Origin of the sequence: Halomonas campaniensis (genome assembly GCF_002211105.1) — a bacterium.
Lineage (GTDB): Bacteria > Pseudomonadota > Gammaproteobacteria > Pseudomonadales > Halomonadaceae > Vreelandella > Vreelandella campaniensis_A.
Map to the genome: position 1 here is coordinate 114,092 of NZ_JPUA01000037.1, position 23,550 is coordinate 137,641.

Genomic DNA, 23,550 nt, shown 5'->3' on the forward strand with positions numbered 1-23,550 from the left:
ACACCGACGCCGTGGCGTCGGTGTTAGGCAGCGAATCAACCGTCTTATTCGGCGGCTGTTTCCGCTTTGACTTTCTGACGAAGACGGATGTTCAAATCTTTCAACTGATCGGGGCTGACTTCGCCCGGCGCGTTGGTCATCAAACAGGCAGCGCTTTGGGTTTTCGGGAAAGCGATCACTTCACGAATCGTCTTGGCGCCAACCATCAGCATGACCAGGCGATCCAAGCCAAAGGCCAAACCACCATGGGGTGGCGCCCCATACTGCAGCGCATCCAGCAGGAAGCCGAATTTCTCTTGGGCCTCTTCTTCACCAATGCCCAGGATTTCAAATACCGTGCTCTGCATGGTTTGGTCGTGAATACGAATAGAGCCACCGCCCAATTCGGTACCGTTGAGCACCATATCGTAAGCGCGTGAAAGCGCACTTGCTGGGTCTGCCTTCAGCTCTTCCGGTGTGCAGGAAGGTGCGGTGAAGGGGTGGTGCAACGGGCTTAGGCGACCATTGTCGTCGGCTTCAAACATCGGGAAGTCAACCACCCACAGCGGCGCCCACTCTTGAGTATAGAGCTCCAGATCAGCACCGAGCTTGACGCGCAGCGCGCCAATGGCTTCGTTGACGATACGAGCTTTATCGGCGCCGAAGAAGATAATGTCACCATCTTCTGCACCCACGCGGTCGAGCAGCTCTTCAACGATGTTTTCCATAAACTTGACGATCGGCGACTGCAGGCCTTCAAGCCCTTTGGCACGCTCGTTGACCTTGATCCACGCCAAGCCCTTAGCACCGTAAATGCCGACAAACTTGGTGTACTCGTCGATCTCTTTACGCGACAACTTGGCGCCGCCGGGTACTTTCAGTGCCGCGACACGACCATCATCAGCGCTGGCAGGGCCAGAGAAGACCTTGAAGTCGACTTGCTGCATTAGGTCGTCCACATCGGTCAGTTCCAGCGGGATACGCAGATCCGGTTTATCGGAACCGAAACGATCCATCGCTTCCTGCCAGGTCATGCGCGGAAATTCTGGCAACTCCACCTTAAGCACTTCCTGGAACAGTTGACGAATCATGGCTTCGGTAATACCCATGATGTCGCTCTCTTCCACAAACGACGCCTCGATATCAATCTGAGTGAACTCAGGCTGACGGTCGGCGCGTAGGTCTTCGTCGCGGAAGCACTTGGCAATTTGGTAGTAGCGATCAAACCCCGCCACCATCAACAGCTGTTTAAACAGCTGCGGCGACTGGGGCAACGCAAAGAAACTCCCCGCGTGGGTACGGCTAGGCACCAGGTAATCGCGGGCACCTTCGGGCGTGGCACGGGTGAGCACCGGCGTTTCGATATCCAGGAAACCCTGGTTTTCAAGATACGCACGCACGGTGTGCGAAATACGCGAGCGCAAACGCAGCTTTTCGATCATGTCCGGGCGACGCAGGTCGATATAGCGATGCTTTAAACGCACTTCTTCACCGACTTTTCCGTGCTCATCCAACTGGAATGGCGGAGTAACGGCGGTATTGAGTACTTCAACCTCTTTTGCCAATACCTCAATCATGCCCGTTGGCATGTTGGGGTTTTGGGTGCCCTCTGGACGCAGCCGAACGCGACCGGTGATACGCAGAACAAATTCACTGCGCGCACGGTCGGCATTCGCGAACGCCTCGGCGGTATCAGGGTCGACCACGAACTGCGCGATGCCGTCGCGATCGCGCATATCAAGGAAAATTACCCCACCGTGGTCACGGCGGCGGTGAACCCATCCGCATACCGTAACCGTTTGATCCACCAAAGTTTCGTTTAGCTGGCCGCAATAATGGCTGCGCATGTCAAATCCTGTTCTGTTTCGTGGCAATGAGTGTGTCGCGGGCGTCCCGACCCTGACTGCCGCGGCTATGCCGCGGCGCCCTTGTCTTTGGGAGTAGCGCTCTTAGCGGTAGCGCTGGAATCACTTGATTTACCGGCATCTGCGGAGGCAGTTTTGCCATCAGCGACCAAGTTCTTTTTGCTACCCGTTTTGAAATCGGTTTCGTACCAACCGCCGCCGGCCAAACGGAATCCCGCTGCCGAGACTAGCCTTTCCAAGCCATCGCTTTGGCATGCGGGGCAATCCTTGAGAGGATCAGCGCTAATTTTCTGCAATTTCTCCATGCGATGGCCGCAGGCCTTGCACTCATATTCATAGATGGGCATCTTAATAACTCCTAATAAGCTTAACCCTGACAAGCTCAGTTCTGAAATACTCAGTTCTAATGACTCAGTTTTACCAGACCCAGCGCTGAATGACTCAGCTCTACCAGGCCCAGTGCTGAAAAATAAAGAACAGTAGCGAACACAAACGCTGCCAGTCTGCAATATGTGGCCAGTCGGGATAAATTCCAAGGCTGCGGTTGATAAAGCGCCGCCATTATACCCTTTTGTGCCCCCTGACGAGCAAGGTTATACAGCCCCCTGCAGTTAATGGAGAGAAGAAAATGCCCAATGCGGTGATACTGGATGCGGAAAGCCTCGGCCCTGAGATCAACTTGACCGCCATTAAAGAGACGGTTTCCTACCTTGAAGTGTTTGAGCAAAGCACGACGCAACAAGCACGGGAGCGCCTCGCCGATGCTGATATCGCGATCGTCAACAAGGTAGTCCTGGACGCTGAGACACTCCAGCAGCTGCCTAAACTGCAACTCATATGTGTATTGGCGACAGGCCTTAATAATATCGATCTTGAGGCCGCTAAAGAGCGCAACATTGAGGTTAAGAACGTAGCGGCTTACGGCACGGCCAGCGTTTCTCAACACACCTTGATGCTAATGCTCGCATTAGCCAATCGACTTCCTCTCTATCAAGGTGATGTCGCCGCAGGCGAGTGGCAGCGCAGCGCCTTCTTCTGCTTGCAGGATTACCCAACGTTACAGCTCTCCGGCAAACAGCTAGTGATGGTCGGTCAGGGTGAGCTGGGCTCCGAAGTAGCACGCTTGGCCGAGGCCTTTGGCATGCACGTTACCTTTGCCGCTCGCCCCGGCAATGAGGCGAATGATAAGCGCCCTGCTCTGGATGAGCTGCTACTGGAGGCTGATGTTATCAGCCTGCACTGCCCGTTGAGCGATGCCACTAAGCACTTGATCAACCGGGAGCGCTTAGCGCGCGCTAAGAACTCAATGCTACTGATCAACTGCGCCCGTGGCGGGGTTATCGATGAAGTGGCCGCGTTAGAGGCGTTGCGCACCGGCGGACTAGGCGGACTAGGTGTCGATGTACTGCCCGCCGAGCCGCCCAAAGAGGGCCATCCACTGCTGGATGCGCTCAGTGAGCCGCTCAACTTGATTGTGACGCCTCACAATGCCTGGATCACCCCCGAAGCACGCCAGAACATTGTTAGCCTGACGGCAAAGAATATTCTCGAATGGAAAAATGCTAAATAGCTATTAGCCGACTCACCTCAAAGCCTTAGTGGGTGGCAAAGTGGTCTGGGGCGTGGCAATGACCGAGCACTTCGAGCTCCACATGGGTCACCTGCGCCCCCTCCGACCCCTGCCACAGCCACTCACTCAGCAGCTTGACTGCGTCGGACTGCCCGCACATAAGCACCTCAACCCGCCCATCGGGCAAGTTTTTAGCGTAGCCGGTGATGCCGTGCTGCAGGGCTTTCTCTTGAGTGGCACGACGATACCAGACGCCCTGCACCTTGCCAGTGATCAACGCACGTACACAGCAATCGCTCATACACACCTCCCTACATATTGCGCTTCTTCAAGTAGTGTTAAACATACTCGCGTTTGACAATGACGGCACTATTGCGCGGTATCAATGGGCGGCCACGACGCAGTAACAATGAGCGGGTAAACGCCGCCCCAAACAACAATATTAATGAACTGTAGTAGACCCATAGCAGTATCATAACCACCGAGCCGGCGGCGCCATAGGTGGATGCTGTTGCCGTATACGTCAGGTAAATGGCGATCACACTGCGTCCAATGGTAAACAGCACGGCCGTTACCACAGCACCAATTAGTACATCCTGCCAACGCAGTACAACGTCGGGCAGCACCTTAAAAATGGTGGCGAATAACAAAGTGACCACCCCTAGCGAGACCAGCGACTCAATTGAGGTGGTCAGCAAGCTAGCATAGGGCACCAGATTATCGGCAGCCTGCAGCATACCGCGCAATACAACGCCTAACACCAGTGATACCAGCAGTATAAAGCCGATCGATAGCACCACCGTCAATGAAAGCAATCGACTTTTGATGAAGCGTAAGGCGCTATTAGAGGTGGGTTTTGCCGTGACACCCCAAATAGTATTGAGCGAAAACTGCATCTGGGCAAAAACGGTTGTTGCGCCAATCACCAGGGCCCCTACACCCAATAGCGTTGGTAGGATACCCGACTCCTCAATCCTCGACTGAGCGACGGCGTCTTGAATAGCGACAGCTGCGTCAACCCCTAAGGTACCTTGCAGTTGCGCTACGATTTGTCCCTGAGCCGCCTCTTCTCCCATCACCACACCGATAACTGTGACGGCGATAATAATAGTGGGCGCCAAGGAGAAAAGCGTATAAAACGCTAGCGATCCCGCGTAGCTAAAGGCGTTTCGCTCCAACCATAGTGACGTGGCGTCTTGCACTACTTTCCACCAGAAGATAGCGGCGCGTTTAATCATATTCACTCCCTGTGTGCTGGTTGCCGATGCTAGGCATCGGGGCGTTTTATAAACGTTATCAATATCCTACTTTTCTAGCATACCTAACCACAGCGTTTAGCGCAGTTTTCTGGTAGGTTGCATCTCTGAGATCACCAAACGAAAAAGGAAGCTTGGATGGCCACTGACACTTCGCACTCCGCGACTGCCTGCGACTTCGACTGTTTGGTGTTTATTGGTCGTTTTCAGCCACCGCATCTGGGGCATCTGGCCGTTATTAGGGAAGCGCTTAAGCGTGCGAGGCAGGTCATCGTGCTGGTTGGTTCCTCTTGGCAGGCCCGCTCACTGCGTAATCCCTGGCGATTCGATGAGCGTCAAGCCATGCTGCGCGCGGGCTTTGACGACACCGAGAATCAACGCTTAGAGATCACCCCGCTACTCGACGCACTCTATAACGACGATGTTTGGGTGCGCGATGTGCAGCGCAAGGTGCGCGATTTGGCTACGCCTGCCAATGCCCGCCTACCGCGCATTGGCTTGATCGGAGCCAGCCGCGGCCAATCAAGCTACTACCTTTCACTGTTCCCCCAGTGGGAATCAGTCAGCGTGCCGTCGGTGGAAGGTATTTCAGCCAGTCAGATCCGCGAGCGCCTGTTTCGCTCCCCCAGTTCGACGGATGATTACCTGAGCACTGGTGCTTACCACGATTTACCACCAGGTGTCGTGGAGAGTGTTAAGCACTTTTGTAATGAGCATGCCTACCAGCGACTGTTGGAAGAGCAGCAGTTACTGGATCAGTATCGCCAAGCCTGGGCCCATGCCCCCTACCCGCCTATTTTTGTGACGGTCAATGCGGTGGTCGTACAGTCGGGCCATGTGCTGTTGGTACGACGCACGGCGGCACCGGGCAAAGGCCTTTATGCCCTGCCGGGGGGATTTATTAACCCCCACGAACGGTTGCTGGATGCTTGCTTGCGTGAACTTCGCGAACGTATACGTTTAAAGGTTCCTGAGCCCGTGCTCAAAGGCTCATTGCGCGGCCAGCGGCTATTTGATGAACCCCACCGCAGTTGGCGCGGACGTACCCTGGCGGAAGCTTTCTACTTTGCACTACGCCCTGACCAGCAGTTGCCGCGCTTAAAACCTGTGAAAGGCGGCGATCATGCACGCTGGGTAGCGCTTGCTGACCTTGAGCCCGACAGCCTGTTCGAAGATCACTTTTTTATTATTCAGAACTTCCTAGGACTACCCGCCGACTTTGGCAGTGGATAGACTTCTACAATTCACAATTCACCCATTAGGCCTGAAGGAAATCCCGCGGCAGCTTCATCATCTGCCGCCACAAACGCTCCACGCCGGGCTTATGCACCATGGAGCAGCGGTATAAGCGAATTTCCAGGGGGATATCCCAGCTTGGGTCACCTGCCCTCACCAAACGGCCGCTTTTTAGCTCCTCGCGAATACAGAAATCAGGTATCCACGCCACGCCAACGCCCTGTAATACCATCCCCTTTAGGCCTTCGGCCATGGCCGTTTCATAGACCGTACGCAGCTTCATACGTAATGGATCGTTCTTCAGCAGCATGCGCACACTGCGGCCCAAGAAAGCTCCCTGGGTATAGGAGAGATAGGGAATGGAGGTGTCGTGCTGGAGTGAAAACTTAGCTTTCCCACGCTCGTCTGGTAACGAAACGGGCAGCATATTGACCTTACCAATCGAAAAAGAGGGAAACACCTCGGCATCCAGTTGCATCGTTGCAAAGGGGTCGTAATATGCCAGCATCAAATCGCAATTCCCCTCCCGCAGCACATGAATCGCTTCGCCCACATTCATGGCCACCAAGCGGGTCGGCAACTCGCCCAAGCCCTGCTGCAAGCGGGAGATCCAAGGCGGATAAAAACTCAGTGCCAGGGAGTGCGCCGCGACGATATCGAGCGCCTCATTGGCGATAGAGAGACCGCGCAAATGGCTTAGCGACTCGTTTAACTGTTCGACCAGATTGCGTGCGGTGACCAAAAACAGCTGCCCCTCTGGCGTTAATCCCACGGGTGTGGTCGAACGATCCACCAGCGTGACATCAACGGCCTGCTCCAACGCCCGGATACGGCGACTAAAGGCCGGTTGGGTTACATGTCGCTGGCGTGCTGATGCAGAGAAGCTACGCGTGTTGGCGAGCGCTACAAAATCTTCCAGCCATTTTGTTTCGAGATTCACCCCATGACTCCTTGTCTCACTCTACTTTCACGCATATTTGTTTTCCTTCTAGGCTGACGTATCTATTGAACCGGGGCCATTAAATAGGCCGCGCGCGAGACGACTTTCATCCACATCGGACGCTGATTGATTTCATCGATGGTGACACGACGGCAGTGTGAAAAGTCTTTTTCCAGCATCTCTTCGACGCTGGTCGCAAAATCGTGGCTTGGTATAAATGCGGTAATCTCAAAATTTAACCTAAAAGAGCGGTTATCCAAATTGACGGTGCCCACCGTGGCCGCATGGCTATCTACGAGCATGACTTTTTGATGTAAAAAACCAGGAAGATAACGGTATATTTTAACCCCCGCCCTTAACATATCCGGTAGGAATGAGAACGCCGAGAGGAAAACTAACAAGTGGTCTGGTCGCTCTGGAATCATTACCCGCACGTCGACACCGCGCATTGCCGCAAGGCGCAGCGCGTCTTGAACTCCCTGGTCGGGAACAAAATAGGGGCTGGTTACCCACAGCCGCTGCTTTGCGCTATGGATCACCTGTTGAACAAGCAGGCTGGCAGTGTCCTGGCGGTCAGCGGGCCCCGAGGGCACAATCACCACATGATGATCAATCGTGGTAGCAACGGTATTCGCTATCCAGTTCAAGCTGATCACTTCATCAGTGGCCCAGTGCCAATCCTCCCAAAAGGCTTCCTGCAAACCCAGCACGCTAGGCCCTCCAAGCTTGAGGTGAGTATCCCGCCATGCTCCATGGCGTGGGTTCTCCCCCAGATACTCGACTCCCACATTGAAGCCCCCTACCCAACCCTCTTTGCCATCGATGACGGTTACTTTGCGATGGTTGCGGAAGTTAAGCTGAAAACGGTGTTTAAGGCCTCGCGATGAGCGAAAGGCACTCACGGCCACTCCATCGCTGATCAAATCATTGAGGTAGCTATCGGCTAGTTTACGGCTACCCACCTCATCGTAGAGAAAATAGACCCGTACACCGCGCTGAGCAGCGCGCTGCAAATGCTGTTTCAGGCGTTGTCCAAGCGTATCGTTGCGGACAATAAAAAACTGTACCAAAACATACTGTTCAGCGCGCTCAATGCCATCAAACAGGCTTTCAAAGGTTGCAGGCCCATCAATCAGCAGTGTCGCCTGGTTGCCATGGGTGAGCGGCATCATGGCGAGCTGTTCAACCGCCTGAATATCCGCATTAGGAGAGGCCGCAACATAGGGTTGCACATTGGCCCGGTAGCGCACCAACACCCGGCGTAGCACGGTGTCCCGCTGGCCACGGGCAGATACATAGCCATAGAATCGCGGCCGCCCGAAAAACCAGTAGGCGGGAAGCGCGATATAGGGGAACGTCAGCAGCGATATGATCCACGCCACAGCCCCCTGAGAGGTACGACTGGACATCAGCGCCATAATGGCCGAAACGATGCCCATCACGTGTATCAATAAGATGCCAGTCCCTAGCAACCAGGAGGTCATAGCAGCGTCCTTATAAAGCCCTCACAAAGAACAAGGCCTCGCCGTCAGCGAGGCCCTTATGCGCTTAAAGCCTAATCAACCTTACCACTCCATTACGCCGTCTGGGCAATAATCTCTTTCCACTTCGCAGGCCCGGTTTGATGCACCGAGGTGCCCAGGCTATCAACGGCCACCGTCACCGGCATGTCTTCAACCTCAAATTCGTAGATGGCTTCCATGCCTAAATCTTCGAAGCCCACCACCCGTGACTTCTTAATCGCTTGGGCGACCAGGTAAGCCGAGCCGCCTACCGCCATTAAGTAGACCGCCTCATTGTCACGGATAGCATCAATAGCGGCTTGGCCACGCTCTGCCTTGCCGACCATACCTAACAGGCCAGTCTCTTCCAGCATCGTGCGGGTAAATTTATCCATCCGCGTGGCGGTGGTTGGGCCAGCAGGACCAACGACTTCATCACCGATGGGATCAACCGGGCCGACGTAGTAGATAAAGCGACCTTTCATATCCACGGGCAGCGGTTCACCTTTGGCCAGCATGTCGACCATGCGCTTATGAGCAGCATCACGACCGGTAAGCAACTTACCGTTCAACAGCAGCGTATCGCCAGGCTGCCAGGTTTTGACCTCAGCAGGTGTTACGGTATCAAGGTTAACGCGTTTGACGTTCTCACCCGCCTCGCGGGTAATTTCCGGCCAGTCCTCAAGCTTGGGCGGTTCAAGTACCGCGGGGCCAGAGCCATCCAGAGTGAAATGAGCATGACGGGTTGCCGCACAGTTGGGAATAATTGCTACGGGCTTGTTGGCCGCATGGGTTGGATAGTCTTTGACTTTAATATCCAGCACAGTGGTTAAGCCGCCTAACCCCTGGGCGCCGATACCGCTCTTGTTGACCTTATCAAACAGCTCTAAGCGTAGCTCTTCGGCACGGTTGCTTGGCCCGCGAGCCTGTAGATCCTGAATATCGATGGGATCGAGTAGCGCCTCTTTGGCAATTAGCATGGCCTTCTCAGCGGTACCGCCAATACCGATTCCCAGCATACCGGGGGGACACCAGCCAGCGCCCATCTTCGGCAACTGCTCCATCACCCAATCAACCACGCTGTCAGACGGGTTGAGCATGGCAAACTTGGATTTTGCCTCGCTACCGCCGCCCTTCGCAGCCACGTGAATATCGACACGATCACCGGGCACGATTGAATGGTGAATAATCGCCGGGGTATTGTCTTTGGTGTTGGCTCGCTTGCCGTCAGGATCCGCCAGCACCGACGCACGCAGAATGTTATCGGGCAGCAGGTAAGCGCGACGAACACCTTCATTGATCATGTCGTCCAGGCTCATGTCCGCTTCCCAGGTAACGTTCATGCCCACGTGAACGAACACGGTAACGATACCGGTATCCTGGCAAATCGGGCGGTGCCCGGTGGCGCACATACGGGAGTTGATCAAAATCTGAGCGATGGCATCTTTGGCGGCGGGGTTCTCTTCGCGCTCGTAGGCGGCCGCCATGGCATCAATAAAATCTTTGGGATGGTAGTAAGAGATGTACTGCAGAGCATCGGCAACGCTTTGAATAACGTCGTCCTGGCGAATCACGGTCATGGAGTAATAGCTCCTAGGTTATCGTCTAGTCAGCGGCTCTCTTCCGCACCGGCGGAGGGGCCGTCTTAGCGTAAGGCCAGTATACCGTATTGGCCCTCCTCCGGCAGCACTCCTCCACGGGATGATTGACTAGTTCAACAAGGCTTGATGCAGACCGTACTTTTAGACAAGATAACGGTATAAAAAGCTACTCACGCTGATTGGCAGTTTGGGCATAGATAGAGTCGTCGCGACCCGACCATTTTGCGCACGATCACGGATCCACAACGATGGCACTCCAGACCTGCCCGCTCGAAAACGGCAAAGCGCCACTGTCTGCGCGGTTCTCCCGCTGCTTTGGCCTGGGCAATCCAGGCCTCATGGTTGGTAACCCCTGCGGCGTGATAGGCTTGGCGGGTAACGTCAATGATGCAGTCAGCCAGCGTTTTAAGCTGTTCGGGACTTAAATCCACCGGGCGGACATTCGGTGGCAGCTGGGCATAAAACAGGATTTCAGAACGCAAATAGTTGCCCAACCCTGCCACCAACCCCTGATCGAGCAGCAGTGCGCCCAGGCTGCGTTTATGAAACTGCTTTAAATTGAGCCGCTGCTGCACATCGGATGGCGCCACTTCCTGACTCAACAGATCCGGGCCCAGGCGGGCTAAGAAAGGGTGCTGAGTGAGATTTTCTGCGTGCCAGAGGGAGATATCGGAGGCGCTGTAGAGACTTGCGCAACGCCCTTCTGCACTCAATCGAACGCGCAGCGTGCGCTTGGTGTTTGGAGGCTTATCCTCGCTGTGCAGCTTCCAAATCCCATAGAGCTGATTGTGTGAGTAAAGCACGCGCTGATCGGAGAACCGGATCAGCATCGCTTTGCCCCTGGTATCTACCCGGGAAACCTGCGCACCGATCAATGACGCCGCCTGCTCGGCAAGCTCAGGAAAGGCGAACCAGACATCGTCGATCATCCGTCCGCCTATCTGCTGCTCAATGCGATCTGCCGCGCGGCGAATTTCTGGGCCTTCCGGCATGCCGCTAGCCCAGCGCCAGCTGTTTTTCTTTCATTTGATGGAGCTGGTCGCGCAGCCGCGCTGCCTCTTCAAACTCCAGGTTTTGGGCTGCTTCAAACATGGCGTCTTCGAGTTTGCTAATGGCCCCCAGCAGATCTTGCTTGCTCATGGTGGTGACATCGTACTCGGCAGCGCTCTCCGCTACTTTACGCTCGTTGCCACGTCGACGACTGCTCTTCTTACCTGGTGCCTGGGCGGCTTCAAGTATATCGGCCACCGAGCGCGTCACCGTTGTTGGCGTAATGCCATGCTCCTCGTTATGAGCGGTCTGCTTGGCGCGGCGTCGCTCGGTCTCATCAATCGCCTTACGCATCGAGTCAGTAATCCGATCACCGTAGAGAATCGCCTTTCCATGAGCGTTACGGGCCGCGCGGCCAATGGTCTGAATCAGCGAGCGCTCGGCGCGCAGAAAGCCCTCTTTGTCCGCATCCAGAATCGCCACCAGCGACACCTCGGGAATATCCAGGCCTTCGCGCAGCAGGTTGATGCCCACCAACACATCAAACTTGCCTAGCCGCAGATCACGAATAATCTCCACCCGCTCGACGGTGTCGATATCCGAGTGTAAGTAGCGCACGCGAATGCCGTGCTCGTCAAAATATTCGGTCAGGTCTTCTGCCATTCGCTTGGTCAGCGTGGTTACCAGCACCCGTTCGCCGACGGCGGTGCGCAAACCAATTTCCGAAAGCAGATCATCAACCTGGGTGCTGGCTGGCCGCACTTCAATTTCGGGATCCAAGAGCCCGGTTGGACGCACCACCTGCTCAACGGTCTGGCTGGCATGTTCGCCCTCATAGCGGCCCGGAGTAGCAGAAACGAAGATGGTTTGTGGGGAGATGGCTTCCCACTCTTCAAACTTCATCGGCCGGTTATCCAGCGCCGAGGGCAGCCGGAAGCCATATTCGACCAATGTCTCTTTGCGCGAGCGGTCACCTTTATACATACCGCCTACCTGGGGCACGCTGACGTGAGACTCGTCGATAAATAGCAGCGCATCATCGGGCAGGTAATCAAAGAATGTCGGCGGCGGCTCGCCGGGAGCACGTCCAGAGAGGTAACGGGAGTAGTTTTCGATACCGTTGCAGTAACCCAGCTCCAGCATCATCTCAATATCGTAAAGGGTGCGCTGCTCAAGGCGCTGGGCCTCCACCAATCGTTCATGCTTGCGCATCCACTCCAGGCGCTCTTTCAGCTCCTCTTTAATCGCGTCAATGGCGCCCAAAATCGTTTCCCGCGGGGTCACGTAGTGAGATTTGGGGTAGATGGTCATCCGCGGCACTTCACCGTGAACGGCACCAGTGAGCGGATCAAACAGGCGAATTGTGTCGATTTCGCTGTCGAACAGCTCCACCCGCACCGCCTCCTCGTCAGAGTCGGCGGGGAAGATATCGATCACATCACCACGCACCCGGTAGGTGCCGCGACGAAAATCCATATCATTGCGGGTGTACTGAAGTTCGGCCAAGCGGCGCAGGAAAGCGCGCTGATCAATGAGCTCGCCGCGGGTAAAGTGCAAACGCATTTTCAGGTACTGGTCAGGATCACCCAAGCCGTAAATCGCCGACACCGATACCACGATCAACGCGTCGCGGCGCTCCAGCAGTGCCTTGGTGGCGGAGAGGCGCATCTGCTCAATATGGTCGTTTATTGAGGCATCCTTCTCGATAAAGGTATCTGAAGAAGGTACATAGGCTTCTGGTTGATAGTAGTCGTAGTAGGAAACGAAGTACTCTACGGCGTTATCCGGGAAAAACGCTTTGAATTCGCCGTACAACTGGGCCGCTAATGTTTTGTTTGGCGCCATCACAATGGTGGGACGCTGCTGCTGCTCCACCACGTTGGCCATGGTGAAGGTTTTGCCCGACCCAGTGACCCCCAGCAGGGTTTGATGGGCAAGCCCAGATTCCAGGCCACTGATCAGCCCCTTAATGGCGGCTGGCTGGTCGCCAGCTGGCTGAAATTTTGACTGTAATCGAAAGGCTTTGCTCATCGGTGCTCCTGAAGAGAAGAGAAATCAAACTCAATAAAACCAGACCCAACAAAACTAGCTAAGCCGAGTGGCGATCTCGACAGTTGACTGAGTCATCAATCGCTGAATGGGGCAACGATGACTGATATCTTCCAGCCTGGCGCGCTGCTCGGGGTCATCGATACCGTGCAGCGTCAATACCACGTCCAGCTTGTAGATACCCTTCTTTTCCTGGCTATCATCGCGCTGTACAGTGACGGTAATTCCCTCTAGCGGCCACTCTTTGCGCTTGGCATACATCTGTACGGTGATTGCTTTACAGGTGCCCAAGGCGATATCGAAATAGTCGTGGGGATCCGGCGCGCTGCCCTCGCCACCAACGATAGGAGGCACGTCGCCATAGAGCGCCTCCAGGCCATCGACTTCGACACGCTGCCTAAAGACATGGTTACGTTCGCTAATCACGGTAATGGGAGGGTGCATTAGGATACCTTTACGCCTAGCTTAAGTTTTTCAATGGCATTAATCAGCGTCTCGCGCTTTGCCCGACCGTCCACATCGGCACCATGGCGCCCCACTTCGGCACTATCAACGCCATCAAGCATCATGAGCGCCGTGGTGATTTTGTTCACCTGGTCGACCGATTTAACACCCTGGAATGTCAACGACTGCTGTGCCATAGCGTTTCCCTACCTGTTGCCCTGTGCAAAACTGATACAAAGAGAAAGAGTCTAGCATGCTAATGGTGCCTTGCAATTAGTGTCGGCTGCCCGCACCTAATAGCACCAAAGACACTTTTACTTTTTCGCACTGAATGCATCACTATCGAACGCTTTCCCACTTTTGCAGGAGTTTTTATGGCGACCGTTACCGCTAGCACCCCGGCCCTTGGCAGCGTCCGCCTTAACCACTTAGCCGCGCTGGATGTGAAGGGGGCGGATGCAGAAAAGTTCCTTCAGGGCCAGACCAGCGCACAGGTCAGCTTGGCCGACGGGCACTTTGCGCCGCTCACCTGTTTTTGTACGCCTAAGGGCCGCATGCTGGCCAACGCCCAGCTAATGCGCTTGGGCGAAGAGCACTATCGGCTACTACTCAGTAACACCTTATTGGATAGCCTAGCGAGTCATCTTAAAAAATTCGCCGCCTTTTACCGCGCTGAACTAACCACTCAACGCGACCTGGTATTCATTGGTGCCAGCGATGAGGCCCCAGCGCTTGCGGAGCAGCTGGGTCTGGAGCTACCTGATCGAGTGGGCACCCACACCAACAACGACCAAGTCTGCGTAATCCGCTACCCTGGTGAGACACCGCGCTGGCTATTGTGTTTCGATAACGATAGCAAGGTCGATGTAGCGTCGCTTCAGGATGACCAGGCGGGCCGTAATGCTTGGCAGCTTGAGGATATTCGTAGCGGTTTGGCGTGGCTAACCGATACCCAGCAGGATCACTTCCTGCCCCAAATGCTGAACTGGGAAGCGCTGGGCGGCATTAGCTTTAAAAAGGGCTGTTACACCGGCCAGGAAGTCGTCGCTCGAGCGCACTTCCGTGGCCAAGTGAAAAAGCGCTTAATGCGTATCAGTATAGAGACTACAACGCTGCCTGAGGTTGGCGCTAGCGTGGTCAATGGTGACGATAAAGCGGTAGGCGAAGTGGTGGTCAGCGCGCCTGATCATCAAGGCGGAGTCGAATTACTGGCAGTCATGAGCACCAAAGTCGCCGAAGAAACCATGCCGCTCTATTTAGATGGGGCGCCAGCAACCCTTCTCCCATTACCCTATGCGATTGAGCGCGTTGACCCGGAACAGCTGGCGGTTAGCCTTAACGGCTAAGCTTTCTCTAGGCTTTGCGTTTCTAGGTTATTTCTAGGTCAAAGACAAGCCAAACAGTGTCGCGGCGGTATCACTGCTCAGAGCCGCGACCTGCTCCGCTGTTTGCCCGCGCAGTGCGGCAACAACGCCGCATACCTCTGCCACTCGACATGGCTCATTACGCATGCCCTGATAGCCACTTAGCGGCATATCGGGGCTGTCTGTTTCCAGCACAAAAGCATTATCAGGTAGTGCCTTAACGGTTCGCCGTAACCGCTTGGCGCGCTCATAGGTGACTGCGCCGCCCAACCCCAGCTTAAACCCCAGGTCGAGAAACTTTGTCGCTTGCTCAATGGAGCCTGAGAAGGCGTGAATCAGCCCTGCCTCTGGAAGCGCAAGCTGGCGAAGGCGCTTGGCGACCTTATCGTTGGCGTGGACACAGTGCACCACTACCGGCAGCGAATGCTGTTTCGCTAGCTTCAGCTGGGCATCAAAGTAGTGCCACTGCGCTTCAAGCGTGTCGGTAAAGCGGCCATCAATACCGCACTCGCCCGCTGCTACTATCTCAGGGTGCTCAGCGAGCAAATGATCAAGCGCATTGATATCCGACGCTTGATGCTCATCGACAAAGTAAGGGTGCAAGCCCACGCATACCGACGTATCCGCCCGCTCGCCGAGCGCCAGCACCTGCTGCCAGCGCGAACGGGTCGTCCCCGGCACCACAAAGTGCGCGACACCCACTGCTTTAGCAGCCTCAAGCACCTCAGGCCGATCATCATCGAACTGGGTAAAATCGAGATGGCAGTGGGCATCAATCAGCATTTGCATGCCTAGATAGTTAAACTTTAGTGTTCGCGGGTAGGCTGGAAGCGAATATCCGGCCAGCGCTCCTGGGTCATCTGCAGATTAACCCGAGTAGGTGCAATATAGGTGAGGTAACCGCCGCCATCAATCGCCAGGTTGGCGCTGGCTTTACGCTTAAACTCTTCGAGCTTTTTGGCATCTTCACAGTAGACCCAGCGGGCAGTCTGCACATTGACGCCTTCGTACAAGCAGTCGACCTTGTACTCCTCTTTCAGGCGGTGGGCGACCACATCGAACTGCAGGGTACCTACGGCACCGAGAATCAGATCATTGTTGTCCATCGGCATAAAGACCTGGGTAGCGCCCTCTTCGGAAAGCTGCTGCAGGCCTTTTTGTAACGCCTTCATCTTTAGCGGGTCTTTAAGCCGCACGCGCTTAAATAGCTCTGGGGCAAAGTGGGGTATGCCGGTAAAGCGCATATCCTCACCCACGGTAAAGGTATCGCCGATCTGAATCGTGCCGTGATTGTGCAGACCGATAATATCGCCGGGCCAGGCTTCCTCCACCTGAGAGCGGTCAGAGGCCATAAAGGTCAAGGCATCGGCAATTTTAACGTCCTTACCAATACGCACATGGCGCATCTTCATGTTCTTTTCGTACTTGCCTGAACAGACCCTTAAGAAAGCGATACGGTCGCGGTGATTGGGATCCATGTTGGCCTGGATTTTAAACACGAAACCGGTGAAGCGCTCATCGTCAGACGTAACTACCCGTGTATCGGTTTCATGGGCCTGGGGCGGTGGCGCGTACTCAACGAAGCCATCCATCATCTCGCGCACCCCAAAGTTGCCCATGGCGGTACCGAAATAGACCGGTGACAGCTCACCCCGGCGATAAGCGTCCAGATCAAATTCGTGGGAGGCGCCCCGCACTAGCTCGACTTCCATACGCAGCTCTTCGGCCTGCTCTTCACCAAGCACAGCATCCACTTCGGGACTGTGTAAGCCCTCTATGCGCTTGTCCTCAGGAATACGGCTACCCTGCCCCTGGGTATACAGATGGATCACGTCGTTATAGAGGTGATAAACACCTTTGAAGTGGCGCCCCATACCAATCGGCCAGGTCATCGGCGCACACTGAATATTCAGTACCGTTTCGACCTCATCCATCACCTCAATAGGGTCACGGATATCGCGATCCATTTTATTGATAAAAGTGAGAATTGGCGTGGTGCGCAGACGACACACTTCCATCAACTTAATGGTACGATCCTCAACACCCTTGGCGCCGTCAATCACCATCAAGGCTGAGTCGACCGCCGTGAGCGTGCGGTAGGTATCTTCAGAGAAGTCTTCGTGGCCGGGGGTATCCAGCAGGTTGACAATGCGGCCGCCGTAGGGGAACTGCATCACCGAGGTCGTCACCGAAATCCCCCGCTCCTGCTCCATCTTCATCCAGTCTGACGTTGCGTGGCGGTCGTTACGCTTACTCTTCACCGAGCCGGCCAGCTGGATGGCATTGCCAAACAACAGCATTTTTTCGGTGATCGTGGTTTTACCGGCGTCAGGGTGCGAAATAATAGCAAAGGTGCGTCTAAGCCCTGCTTCATGGGCCAGCTGTGTCTCTTTCATTGTGCCTCTTCAAATATAGGGTCTCAGCGCAGCACTCAATCAGCAGATTTCGCCAATTAGCCACCGCGCAATGAGCAATGTTCAATGCGCCAATTGTAACGCTTGGAGACAGCTGTTGTCGCGGGTGGCGTCAAACGTGACGCCCTTGAAGACATTCTTGAAAAGGCCCAAAAAAAACGCTGACCAAGTCAGCGTTTTAGAAATTAGCAGCAGTCGTGATGCCGCCAAATAGCACTATGCGTAGGTGTTTACCTGGGTGCCTACACTGCCTTCTTTAGCGAGGTCTGGCTGAGCGCCAGTATCCGCAGAAGCCATGATTTCGGTCACTTGCTGTGCCTGAGTATCTAGCGCTTCTTTAAACACCTGCATTTGTGCCTGCTCGGGAGTTTGCGCTTGGTTCATATAAAGCGACGCACTTACTGAACTGCTGATGCCTACATCCATATATCCACCTCATGGTGTGCAAATGTACTTTTAAACTAGCAAAGCATTAGATCACGCGCAAAAATATCGTTCCCTATTACTAGTACCAGCACCTACTACTATCGGCTAAATTTACCTGATCATTAATGAATATAGCCCTAGCTAGAACCTGTCAGCGCGAAATGGCGCCATATCAATGGTCGTAGGCTGACCTTCCATCATATCCGCCAGCAGATGACCGGTTGCTGGCCCTAGGGTAAACCCCTGATGGCCATGGCCAAAGGCAAGCCATAGCCCGGGGTGTCTAGGCGCAGGCCCAATCACCGGCTTCATATCAGGCAAACAGGGGCGCGCGCCTTTCCAAGGGGCTTCATCGCGGCGCTCGCCTAATGGGAACACGCTGCGCGCGACTTTCTCTGCTGCGCCTAATTGATTGACGTCAGCAGGCGCATCCAAGCGATCCAGCTCGGCGCCTGTGGTTAAGCGCACGCCCGCGTTCATTGGCGCCAGCAAGTAGCCAACTTCTGCATCCATGACCCAGAAATTTAGCTTTGCAGGTGCTTGAGATGCGTAGTGCATGTGATAGCCACGTTTTACAAAAGTAGGAAAGTGATAGCCCAACTCTTTAAGCCAGCTTCCCGCCCAGGGCCCTAACGCCACAACGACGTCATCTACTTCTAACGACTCAGCAGCGGTATTAACCTGCCAGCGGTCACCCATTTGCTGAACCGACTTGATATCCGCCTGCAAAATGCGCCCGCCATCATTACTAAACGCTTGGGCATAAGCCGCAACCAACCCACCTGGGTCAGCAACCGTCCAGGGGTCAAGCCAGTGAATCGCACCGATAATGGTGTCACTCAACGAAGGCTCTTTCTCCTCAAGCGCAGCCCTATCCAGTTGCGCAAACTCTACGCCATAAAGGCGCCGCGCCTCTTCGGCTTCTTTAACCCGCGCGGCCAGTTTTTCCGGAGTGCGGTAAAGCTCAAGCCAACCCTGGCGGCGCACCAGATGATCCGCGCCCGCGGCATCAATCATCGGGCCGTGAGTTTTCAGCGAAAGCTGAATAAGCGAAGCGTATTCCGGCACAATTTTTTGGTAAGCCTTTGGCGCTGAGTTCATCCAGTAGCGCAATAGCGGTGAGGCGGCCTTGACCATGCCCGCCGGACGATAGCGAATATCCACCCGACGGTTAGGTAAAACGCTGAGTAGCGTCTTCACGTCGCGGGGAAAGGGGTAAGGTCTAACCGCTTCACGTTGAATAATACCCGCATTGCCAAACGAGGTTTCACGGCCAGGCTGAAGGCGGTCCACCAGGGTGACCTCATGCCCCCGCTGGCGCAGATGCCAGGCAATGCTGACACCCACCATGCCTGCTCCCAAAACTACCGTTTGACGCGCCATTTTGATGCACTCCCTTTCCAGCGATTATTAACCACAATTGAAGACCGATAACTAATTGAAAAATATCACCAATCTATTCGCATTAATACAGTTGAAAACGCTATTTTAATTCTAAAAATCAGAAATTAATGCTGCCATTAGCGTTTAAAAGGATGACTTCACTATCAGCGACATAACACTTGCTTGGTTTCTGTCAGGAAACCTGAATGACAACCGGTTAGCACCGGCACAATGACTCCCCCTCCTTCCGATTAAAACAAACAAGCACCACAAAGAAGCGCACTTGCGCTAAAAGTCACTAGGGGAAACGTAGCGGATATTGCTATTGCCGTCAGTGTTTTTAGACATCGGAAGCCTAAAAGCCAGAAACGCAAAAAACCCAGTTAAGGGCATAATTTATAAAAAAGGAATTAACTAATAAAGAAATGAAAGATACTAGAAGAAATACATGCGGGGTAATGGGGTGGATGATGGGACTTGAACCCACGACCACCGGAGTCACAATCCGGGGCTCTACCACTGAGCTACACCCACCACAACCTAAAACTGGAAACGCAAATATTGTCACTGGGGTGGATGATGGGATTTGAACCCACGACCACCGGAGTCACAATCCGGGGCTCTACCCCTGAGCTACACCCACCAAAGACAATCTTACGTAAAACAAATAGCAAGTGCTTGAAGATAGGATTCTGACAGGTTGTTACCACTGAATTAGGTGGCACGCCCAGCAGGAATCGAACCCGCAACCTACGGCTTAGAAGGCCGTTGCTCTATCCGGTTGAGCTATGGGCGCACATAGAGTATTCATTACAATACGAATACTGATGAGCACTAGACCACAACTGCAGCTTGGAAAAGCAAACTACTACCTTTCATGCTAAGTGAATGGTCGGGATGGAGGGATTCGAACCCCCGACATCCTGCTCCCAAAGCAGGCGCGCTACCAGACTGCGCTACATCCCGATTTCTATCACCTTAGACGCTACCGTGCTGCCCGTCTCAAGCGAGGCATATATTACTATTTTTAATTTTAAAGTCAACCATTAAAGTGATTGTTAGTGAAGGCGCTTTGCCTGGATGCCCCGGCATGCGAAAATTGCCGTCTTTAAAGCGCTGCTGCATGAGCGCTTTACTGTCTAGGCCATTTTTAACATCCACAGGGATTCCATTACATGACCGCCCAACTAATCGATGGCAAAGCCATCGCTGCTAATGTCCGCCAACAGGTTGCCGAAAAGATCGCTCTACGCCGTCAAGCTGGCGGGCGGGCACCAGGACTAGCCGTGGTTGTGGTCGGGGACGATCCCGCTTCCCATGTATATGTCAGTAACAAGCACCGCGCCTGCGAGCAGGCAGGCATTCTCTCCTTTCAGCATGCCCTGCCCGCTACAACCTCTCAACATGAGCTGGAAACCCTGGTTGACCAGCTCAACAGCGACCCGGCCATTGATGGCATCTTGGTTCAGCTACCGCTGCCCAAGCATCTCGATGCCGGCCCCATTTTAGAGCGTATTCTGCCGGGCAAAGATATCGATGGTTTCCATCCCTACAACATTGGCCGCTTAGCCCAACGTATGCCTGCTCTGCGACCCTGCACGCCGAAAGGGATTATGACCCTACTGGCTCAAAACGACATTGCACTACGCGGCTTGGATGCCACCGTTGTGGGCGCCTCTAACATTGTCGGCCGCCCCATGGCGCTGGAGCTGATGCTGGCGGGTTGCACCACCACCGTCTGTCACCGTTTTACGCAAAATCTTGAAGACCACGTTAGCCGTGCCGATATTCTGGTCGTGGCTGTCGGCAAGCCGGGGATTGTTAAAGGGGAATGGATTAAACCGGGCGCTATTGTCATCGACGTAGGCATCAATCGCCAGGACGATGGCACTCTAATAGGCGATCTTGATTTTGCTGCTGCCGCCGAGCGCGCCAGCTTTATCACTCCGGTGCCAGGGGGCGTTGGGCCAATGACTGTCGCTACGCTGCTGGAAAACACCCTGGAAGCCGCCGAGCAGCACGACTTAGCGATCGATCACGCCTGAGTTAAACATCACCCTTTTTATATAGGAGCATGGCGCAGTGAAGCGTATTGGTATTATTGGCGCAATGGCGCAGGAAGTAAGCACCTTAGTGAGTCAACTGGACACCCCCCAGCGCTACGAGCATGCAGGCTTTGTCTTCCATACCGGAACGCGTTATGGATTAGAGATCGTAGTCCTGCAGTCGGGGATTGGTAAGGTCAACGCCGCAGTGGGCACGGCTATATTGTTAGAGCGCCATCAACCCGATGCCATTATCAACACCGGCTCCGCCGGAGGCTTTGCCACCGATTTAGCCATTGGCGATGTGATTATTTCAGATGAAGTACGCCATCACGATGTTGACGCCGTGGTGTTCGGCTACGAGATAGGCCAAGTACCGGGGATGCCCGCGGCTTATTTAGCCGACACAGGGCTGCGAGAGGTGGCGCGTAACGCCATCGCGTCGTTAGGTGAAGTCAAGGTGCGTGAAGGCTTGATTGCCACCGGTGACGCCTTTATGAGCGACCCCGCCCGGGTAGACGCTACCCGCGCCCAGTTCCCCAGCATGCTGGCAGTAGAGATGGAGGGCGCCGCCATTGCCCAAACGTGCCACCTCTACCAGTGCCCTTTTGTGGTGATCCGCGCGCTCTCTGATATTCCCGGCAGTGGCGACAACCACCTCTCCTTCGATGAGTTTTTGGAAGTGGCCGCCGACCACTCATCGCGTATGGTTGATCAAATGCTTAAGCAACTTGGCAGCGTATAACAAGGCTTACTAAGCGTGATGCCGCCGACGCTACTTCGTCGACGGCATTCGTTCGCGACCTGCTAAGACTTAATCGCCCAATTCAGCGTCTCCCCCGCCAGCAGCGGGATGATTTGCTCCCCCTGGGCGTAAGGGTAACTTTCCGGCAGCGTCCAACTCCGCCGCTCAAGCGTAATGGTGTCCGGGTTAGGTGTTAGCCCATAAAAACGCGGCCCATTAAGGCTGGCGAAGGCTTCCAACTTGTCCAAGGCCTCCATTTCATCAAAGGCGGTGGCATATAGTTCAATGGCCGCAGGGGCAGTATAGGCACCGGCACAGCCGCAGCTTGACTCTTTAGCCCCCTGGGAGTGCGGTGCACTATCGGTACCCAAAAAGAACTTATGGCTGCCGCTGGTAGCTGCTTTCAGCAGCGCCTGGCGATGCTGCTCACGCTTAAGAATCGGCAGGCAGTAGTAGTGAGGACGAATCCCCCCGACCAACATCTTGTTGCGGTTAAACAGCAGGTGATGGGCGGTAATGGTGGCCGCCACATTATCCGGCGCTTGTGCAACAAACTCAGCAGCCTGCTGGGTAGTGATATGCTCACACACTACTTTCAGCGTTGGGTGGCGTGCCATTAGTGGCTTCATCACTGTTTCAATGAATACCGCTTCGCGATCAAAAATATCGATCTCTGCATGGGTGACTTCACCGTGCACCAGAAGCGGAATGCCCACCTTGGCCATCATCTCAATCGTTGCGTCACAGCGGGCTAAATCAGTCACCCCTGAATCGGAGTTCGTGGTGGCACCCGCCGGGTAGAGCTTCACCGCTTTAACAATGCCACTTTGCGCCGCACGCTCGATCTCTTCCGGCGGAGTTGTATCAGTGAGGTAAAGCACCATTAAAGGCTCGAAGGTACTCCCCGCGGGCAAAGCATCGAGAATACGCTGACGATATTCAACCGCCTTGGCAGTCGTGGTCACTGGCGGGGTGAGATTGGGCATAATGATCGCCCGCCCCATTTGCGCAGCAGTATGACCGACTACCGCTTTAAGCGCTTCATCGTCGCGCAAGTGAAGGTGCCAATCGTCGGGGCGGGTCAGTGTTACGGTGTCCACGGCAAGTCCTGTAGTGGTGTGAAGACAGATATAATGCAGCGTGTACAGTATACGCAATTGCGCGATGGGATAAATCCACTCCTCAGACGCCCACTCCCTCGTCCAAGTGTCGTATCATGTCGCTGCTTTTTAAGACACGGCTATTTTAAGACTCAGCTCGAACAGTTACTTTTACACGCTTTTATAACAGTTGGTTTTTGACGCTAAGGATTCGGTTGTTTATGCAGAACGTGCGGCGCTATGCGGATATTATTGCCAGCCTGGAAGGGTTGATGTGGCTAAGCCTAGCCTGGTCAATTTCACTCTCCGTTCATATGGGCAGCACGGAACCCACTCTCGCCAGCCTATTGGTGATCGGTGCCCTGGTGGTTATTTGCTGGGCGCATCGGCCGCTACGCTATTTGTTGGGGCGCTACCATATCCGCAAACGGCGCACCGATATGTGGATTCATACCCTGGCGCTACCGCTGCTACTGGCGATGTTTTTCCACATAATGATTGAAGCGTTACTGGGTAGCGCCTGGCTTCCTCCTAAAATGCTGCTGTTCAATATCTTGGCTTCTGCAGGCTGGGCAACTTACGTCATGACCCTGCTGATTAAATTTATCATTCATGGCTTTAAAGCCAGAACCAAGTAAGCC

General features: G+C 54.5%; 22 protein-coding genes and 4 tRNA genes. 6 read left to right on the forward strand and 20 right to left on the reverse strand.

From position 1 onward, the window contains the following. Positions 1–44: 44 nt before the first annotated feature. On the reverse strand, positions 45–1,826 hold the full coding sequence (gene aspS, locus JI62_RS17860; RefSeq protein ID WP_088701472.1) for an aspartate--tRNA ligase: 1,782 nt from the start codon (positions 1,824–1,826) through the stop codon (positions 45–47). A 65-nt stretch (positions 1,827–1,891) separates the two neighbouring features. Continuing rightward, positions 1,892–2,191: an FmdB family zinc ribbon protein gene (locus JI62_RS17865; RefSeq protein ID WP_088701473.1), complete on the reverse strand. Its 300-nt coding sequence runs from the start codon at positions 2,189–2,191 to the stop codon at positions 1,892–1,894. Between the two features lie 281 nt (positions 2,192–2,472). Here JI62_RS17865 and JI62_RS17870 point away from each other — a divergent pair, with 281 nt between their 5' ends. Then, the gene (locus JI62_RS17870) at positions 2,473–3,414 is read left to right on the forward strand and encodes a D-2-hydroxyacid dehydrogenase (protein ID WP_088701474.1); all 942 of its coding nucleotides are present in this window, start codon (positions 2,473–2,475) and stop codon (positions 3,412–3,414) included. Between the two features lie 25 nt (positions 3,415–3,439). Here the strand turns inward: JI62_RS17870 and JI62_RS17875 are convergent, their stop codons facing one another. Then, positions 3,440–3,715 carry an acylphosphatase gene (locus JI62_RS17875; protein ID WP_088701475.1) on the reverse strand — a complete coding sequence of 92 codons (276 nt, stop codon included), beginning with the start codon at positions 3,713–3,715 and terminating at the stop codon, positions 3,440–3,442. 37 nt (positions 3,716–3,752) lie between these two features. Beyond that, positions 3,753–4,652 (reverse strand): YihY/virulence factor BrkB family protein, encoded by a 900-nt coding sequence (locus tag JI62_RS17880; protein ID WP_088701476.1) that lies wholly within the window; start codon positions 4,650–4,652, stop codon positions 3,753–3,755. A 156-nt stretch (positions 4,653–4,808) separates the two neighbouring features. Between JI62_RS17880 and JI62_RS17885 the strand changes: the two genes are divergently transcribed. Beyond that, positions 4,809–5,903: a bifunctional nicotinamide-nucleotide adenylyltransferase/Nudix hydroxylase gene (locus JI62_RS17885; RefSeq protein ID WP_088701477.1), complete on the forward strand. Its 1,095-nt coding sequence runs from the start codon at positions 4,809–4,811 to the stop codon at positions 5,901–5,903. 25 nt (positions 5,904–5,928) lie between these two features. Here the strand turns inward: JI62_RS17885 and JI62_RS17890 are convergent, their stop codons facing one another. From JI62_RS17890 to JI62_RS17920, 7 genes are all read right to left on the reverse strand, one after another. Continuing rightward, positions 5,929–6,846 carry a LysR substrate-binding domain-containing protein gene (locus JI62_RS17890; protein ID WP_088701478.1) on the reverse strand — a complete coding sequence of 306 codons (918 nt, stop codon included), beginning with the start codon at positions 6,844–6,846 and terminating at the stop codon, positions 5,929–5,931. Positions 6,847–6,908: 62 nt separating this feature from the next. Further along, complete coding sequence (gene cls / locus JI62_RS17895) at positions 6,909–8,330, reverse strand: cardiolipin synthase (protein ID WP_088701479.1); 1,422 nt, start codon at positions 8,328–8,330, stop codon at positions 6,909–6,911. A gap of 92 nt (positions 8,331–8,422) precedes the next feature. Beyond that, complete coding sequence (locus tag JI62_RS17900) at positions 8,423–9,928, reverse strand: fumarate hydratase (protein WP_088701480.1); 1,506 nt, start codon at positions 9,926–9,928, stop codon at positions 8,423–8,425. A gap of 191 nt (positions 9,929–10,119) precedes the next feature. Beyond that, the gene (nei, locus tag JI62_RS17905) at positions 10,120–10,941 is read right to left on the reverse strand and encodes an endonuclease VIII (protein WP_088701481.1); all 822 of its coding nucleotides are present in this window, start codon (positions 10,939–10,941) and stop codon (positions 10,120–10,122) included. 4 nt (positions 10,942–10,945) lie between these two features. Next, positions 10,946–12,970 (reverse strand): excinuclease ABC subunit UvrB, encoded by a 2,025-nt coding sequence (uvrB, locus tag JI62_RS17910; RefSeq protein WP_088701482.1) that lies wholly within the window; start codon positions 12,968–12,970, stop codon positions 10,946–10,948. A gap of 54 nt (positions 12,971–13,024) precedes the next feature. Next, positions 13,025–13,432, reverse strand: a complete 408-nt coding sequence (locus JI62_RS17915; protein ID WP_088701483.1) for an OsmC family protein — start codon at positions 13,430–13,432, stop codon at positions 13,025–13,027. After that, on the reverse strand, positions 13,432–13,629 hold the full coding sequence (locus JI62_RS17920; RefSeq protein WP_007114205.1) for a hypothetical protein: 198 nt from the start codon (positions 13,627–13,629) through the stop codon (positions 13,432–13,434). Before JI62_RS17920 ends, JI62_RS17915 begins: the two co-directional genes overlap by 1 nt. Positions 13,630–13,806: 177 nt before the next feature. On the opposite strand from JI62_RS17920, the gene JI62_RS17925 reads away from it, so the two are divergent. Beyond that, positions 13,807–14,778, forward strand: a complete 972-nt coding sequence (locus JI62_RS17925; protein WP_088701484.1) for a YgfZ/GcvT domain-containing protein — start codon at positions 13,807–13,809, stop codon at positions 14,776–14,778. A 33-nt stretch (positions 14,779–14,811) separates the two neighbouring features. Here JI62_RS17925 and JI62_RS17930 read toward each other — a convergent pair whose 3' ends face one another. The 8 genes from JI62_RS17930 to JI62_RS17965 all read right to left on the reverse strand — a co-directional run bounded on the left by JI62_RS17930 (position 14,812) and on the right by JI62_RS17965 (position 19,985). Then, entirely contained in the window at positions 14,812–15,579 is a 768-nt protein-coding gene (locus JI62_RS17930; RefSeq protein WP_088701485.1) for a TatD family hydrolase, read from the reverse strand. A 23-nt stretch (positions 15,580–15,602) separates the two neighbouring features. Beyond that, positions 15,603–17,192: a peptide chain release factor 3 gene (locus JI62_RS17935; RefSeq protein WP_088701486.1), complete on the reverse strand. Its 1,590-nt coding sequence runs from the start codon at positions 17,190–17,192 to the stop codon at positions 15,603–15,605. A gap of 234 nt (positions 17,193–17,426) precedes the next feature. Continuing rightward, positions 17,427–17,636: a putative motility protein gene (locus tag JI62_RS17940; protein WP_007114201.1), complete on the reverse strand. Its 210-nt coding sequence runs from the start codon at positions 17,634–17,636 to the stop codon at positions 17,427–17,429. A 141-nt stretch (positions 17,637–17,777) separates the two neighbouring features. Continuing rightward, positions 17,778–19,019 (reverse strand): NAD(P)/FAD-dependent oxidoreductase, encoded by a 1,242-nt coding sequence (locus JI62_RS17945; RefSeq protein ID WP_088701487.1) that lies wholly within the window; start codon positions 19,017–19,019, stop codon positions 17,778–17,780. Between the two features lie 459 nt (positions 19,020–19,478). Continuing rightward, a tRNA-His gene (locus tag JI62_RS17950) sits at positions 19,479–19,553 on the reverse strand. Positions 19,554–19,587: 34 nt separating this feature from the next. Continuing rightward, positions 19,588–19,662, reverse strand: a tRNA-His gene (locus tag JI62_RS17955). Positions 19,663–19,738: 76 nt separating this feature from the next. Continuing rightward, positions 19,739–19,815, reverse strand: a tRNA-Arg gene (locus tag JI62_RS17960). A 93-nt stretch (positions 19,816–19,908) separates the two neighbouring features. Next, positions 19,909–19,985: transfer RNA gene (locus JI62_RS17965), tRNA-Pro, on the reverse strand. 209 nt (positions 19,986–20,194) lie between these two features. Between JI62_RS17965 and folD the strand changes: the two genes are divergently transcribed. Beyond that, on the forward strand, positions 20,195–21,064 hold the full coding sequence (gene folD, locus JI62_RS17970) for a bifunctional methylenetetrahydrofolate dehydrogenase/methenyltetrahydrofolate cyclohydrolase FolD (protein WP_088701488.1): 870 nt from the start codon (positions 20,195–20,197) through the stop codon (positions 21,062–21,064). 37 nt (positions 21,065–21,101) lie between these two features. Further along, a complete protein-coding gene (gene mtnN / locus JI62_RS17975; RefSeq protein ID WP_088701489.1) occupies positions 21,102–21,809 on the forward strand; it encodes a 5'-methylthioadenosine/S-adenosylhomocysteine nucleosidase in 708 nt (235 codons plus the stop codon). Positions 21,810–21,871: 62 nt separating this feature from the next. On the opposite strand, the gene pyrC is transcribed toward mtnN, so the two are convergent. Beyond that, on the reverse strand, positions 21,872–22,909 hold the full coding sequence (gene pyrC, locus JI62_RS17980) for a dihydroorotase (protein ID WP_088701490.1): 1,038 nt from the start codon (positions 22,907–22,909) through the stop codon (positions 21,872–21,874). 221 nt (positions 22,910–23,130) lie between these two features. Here pyrC and JI62_RS17985 point away from each other — a divergent pair, with 221 nt between their 5' ends. Then, entirely contained in the window at positions 23,131–23,547 is a 417-nt protein-coding gene (locus tag JI62_RS17985; protein WP_088701491.1) for a hypothetical protein, read from the forward strand. Positions 23,548–23,550 lie beyond the last annotated feature (3 nt).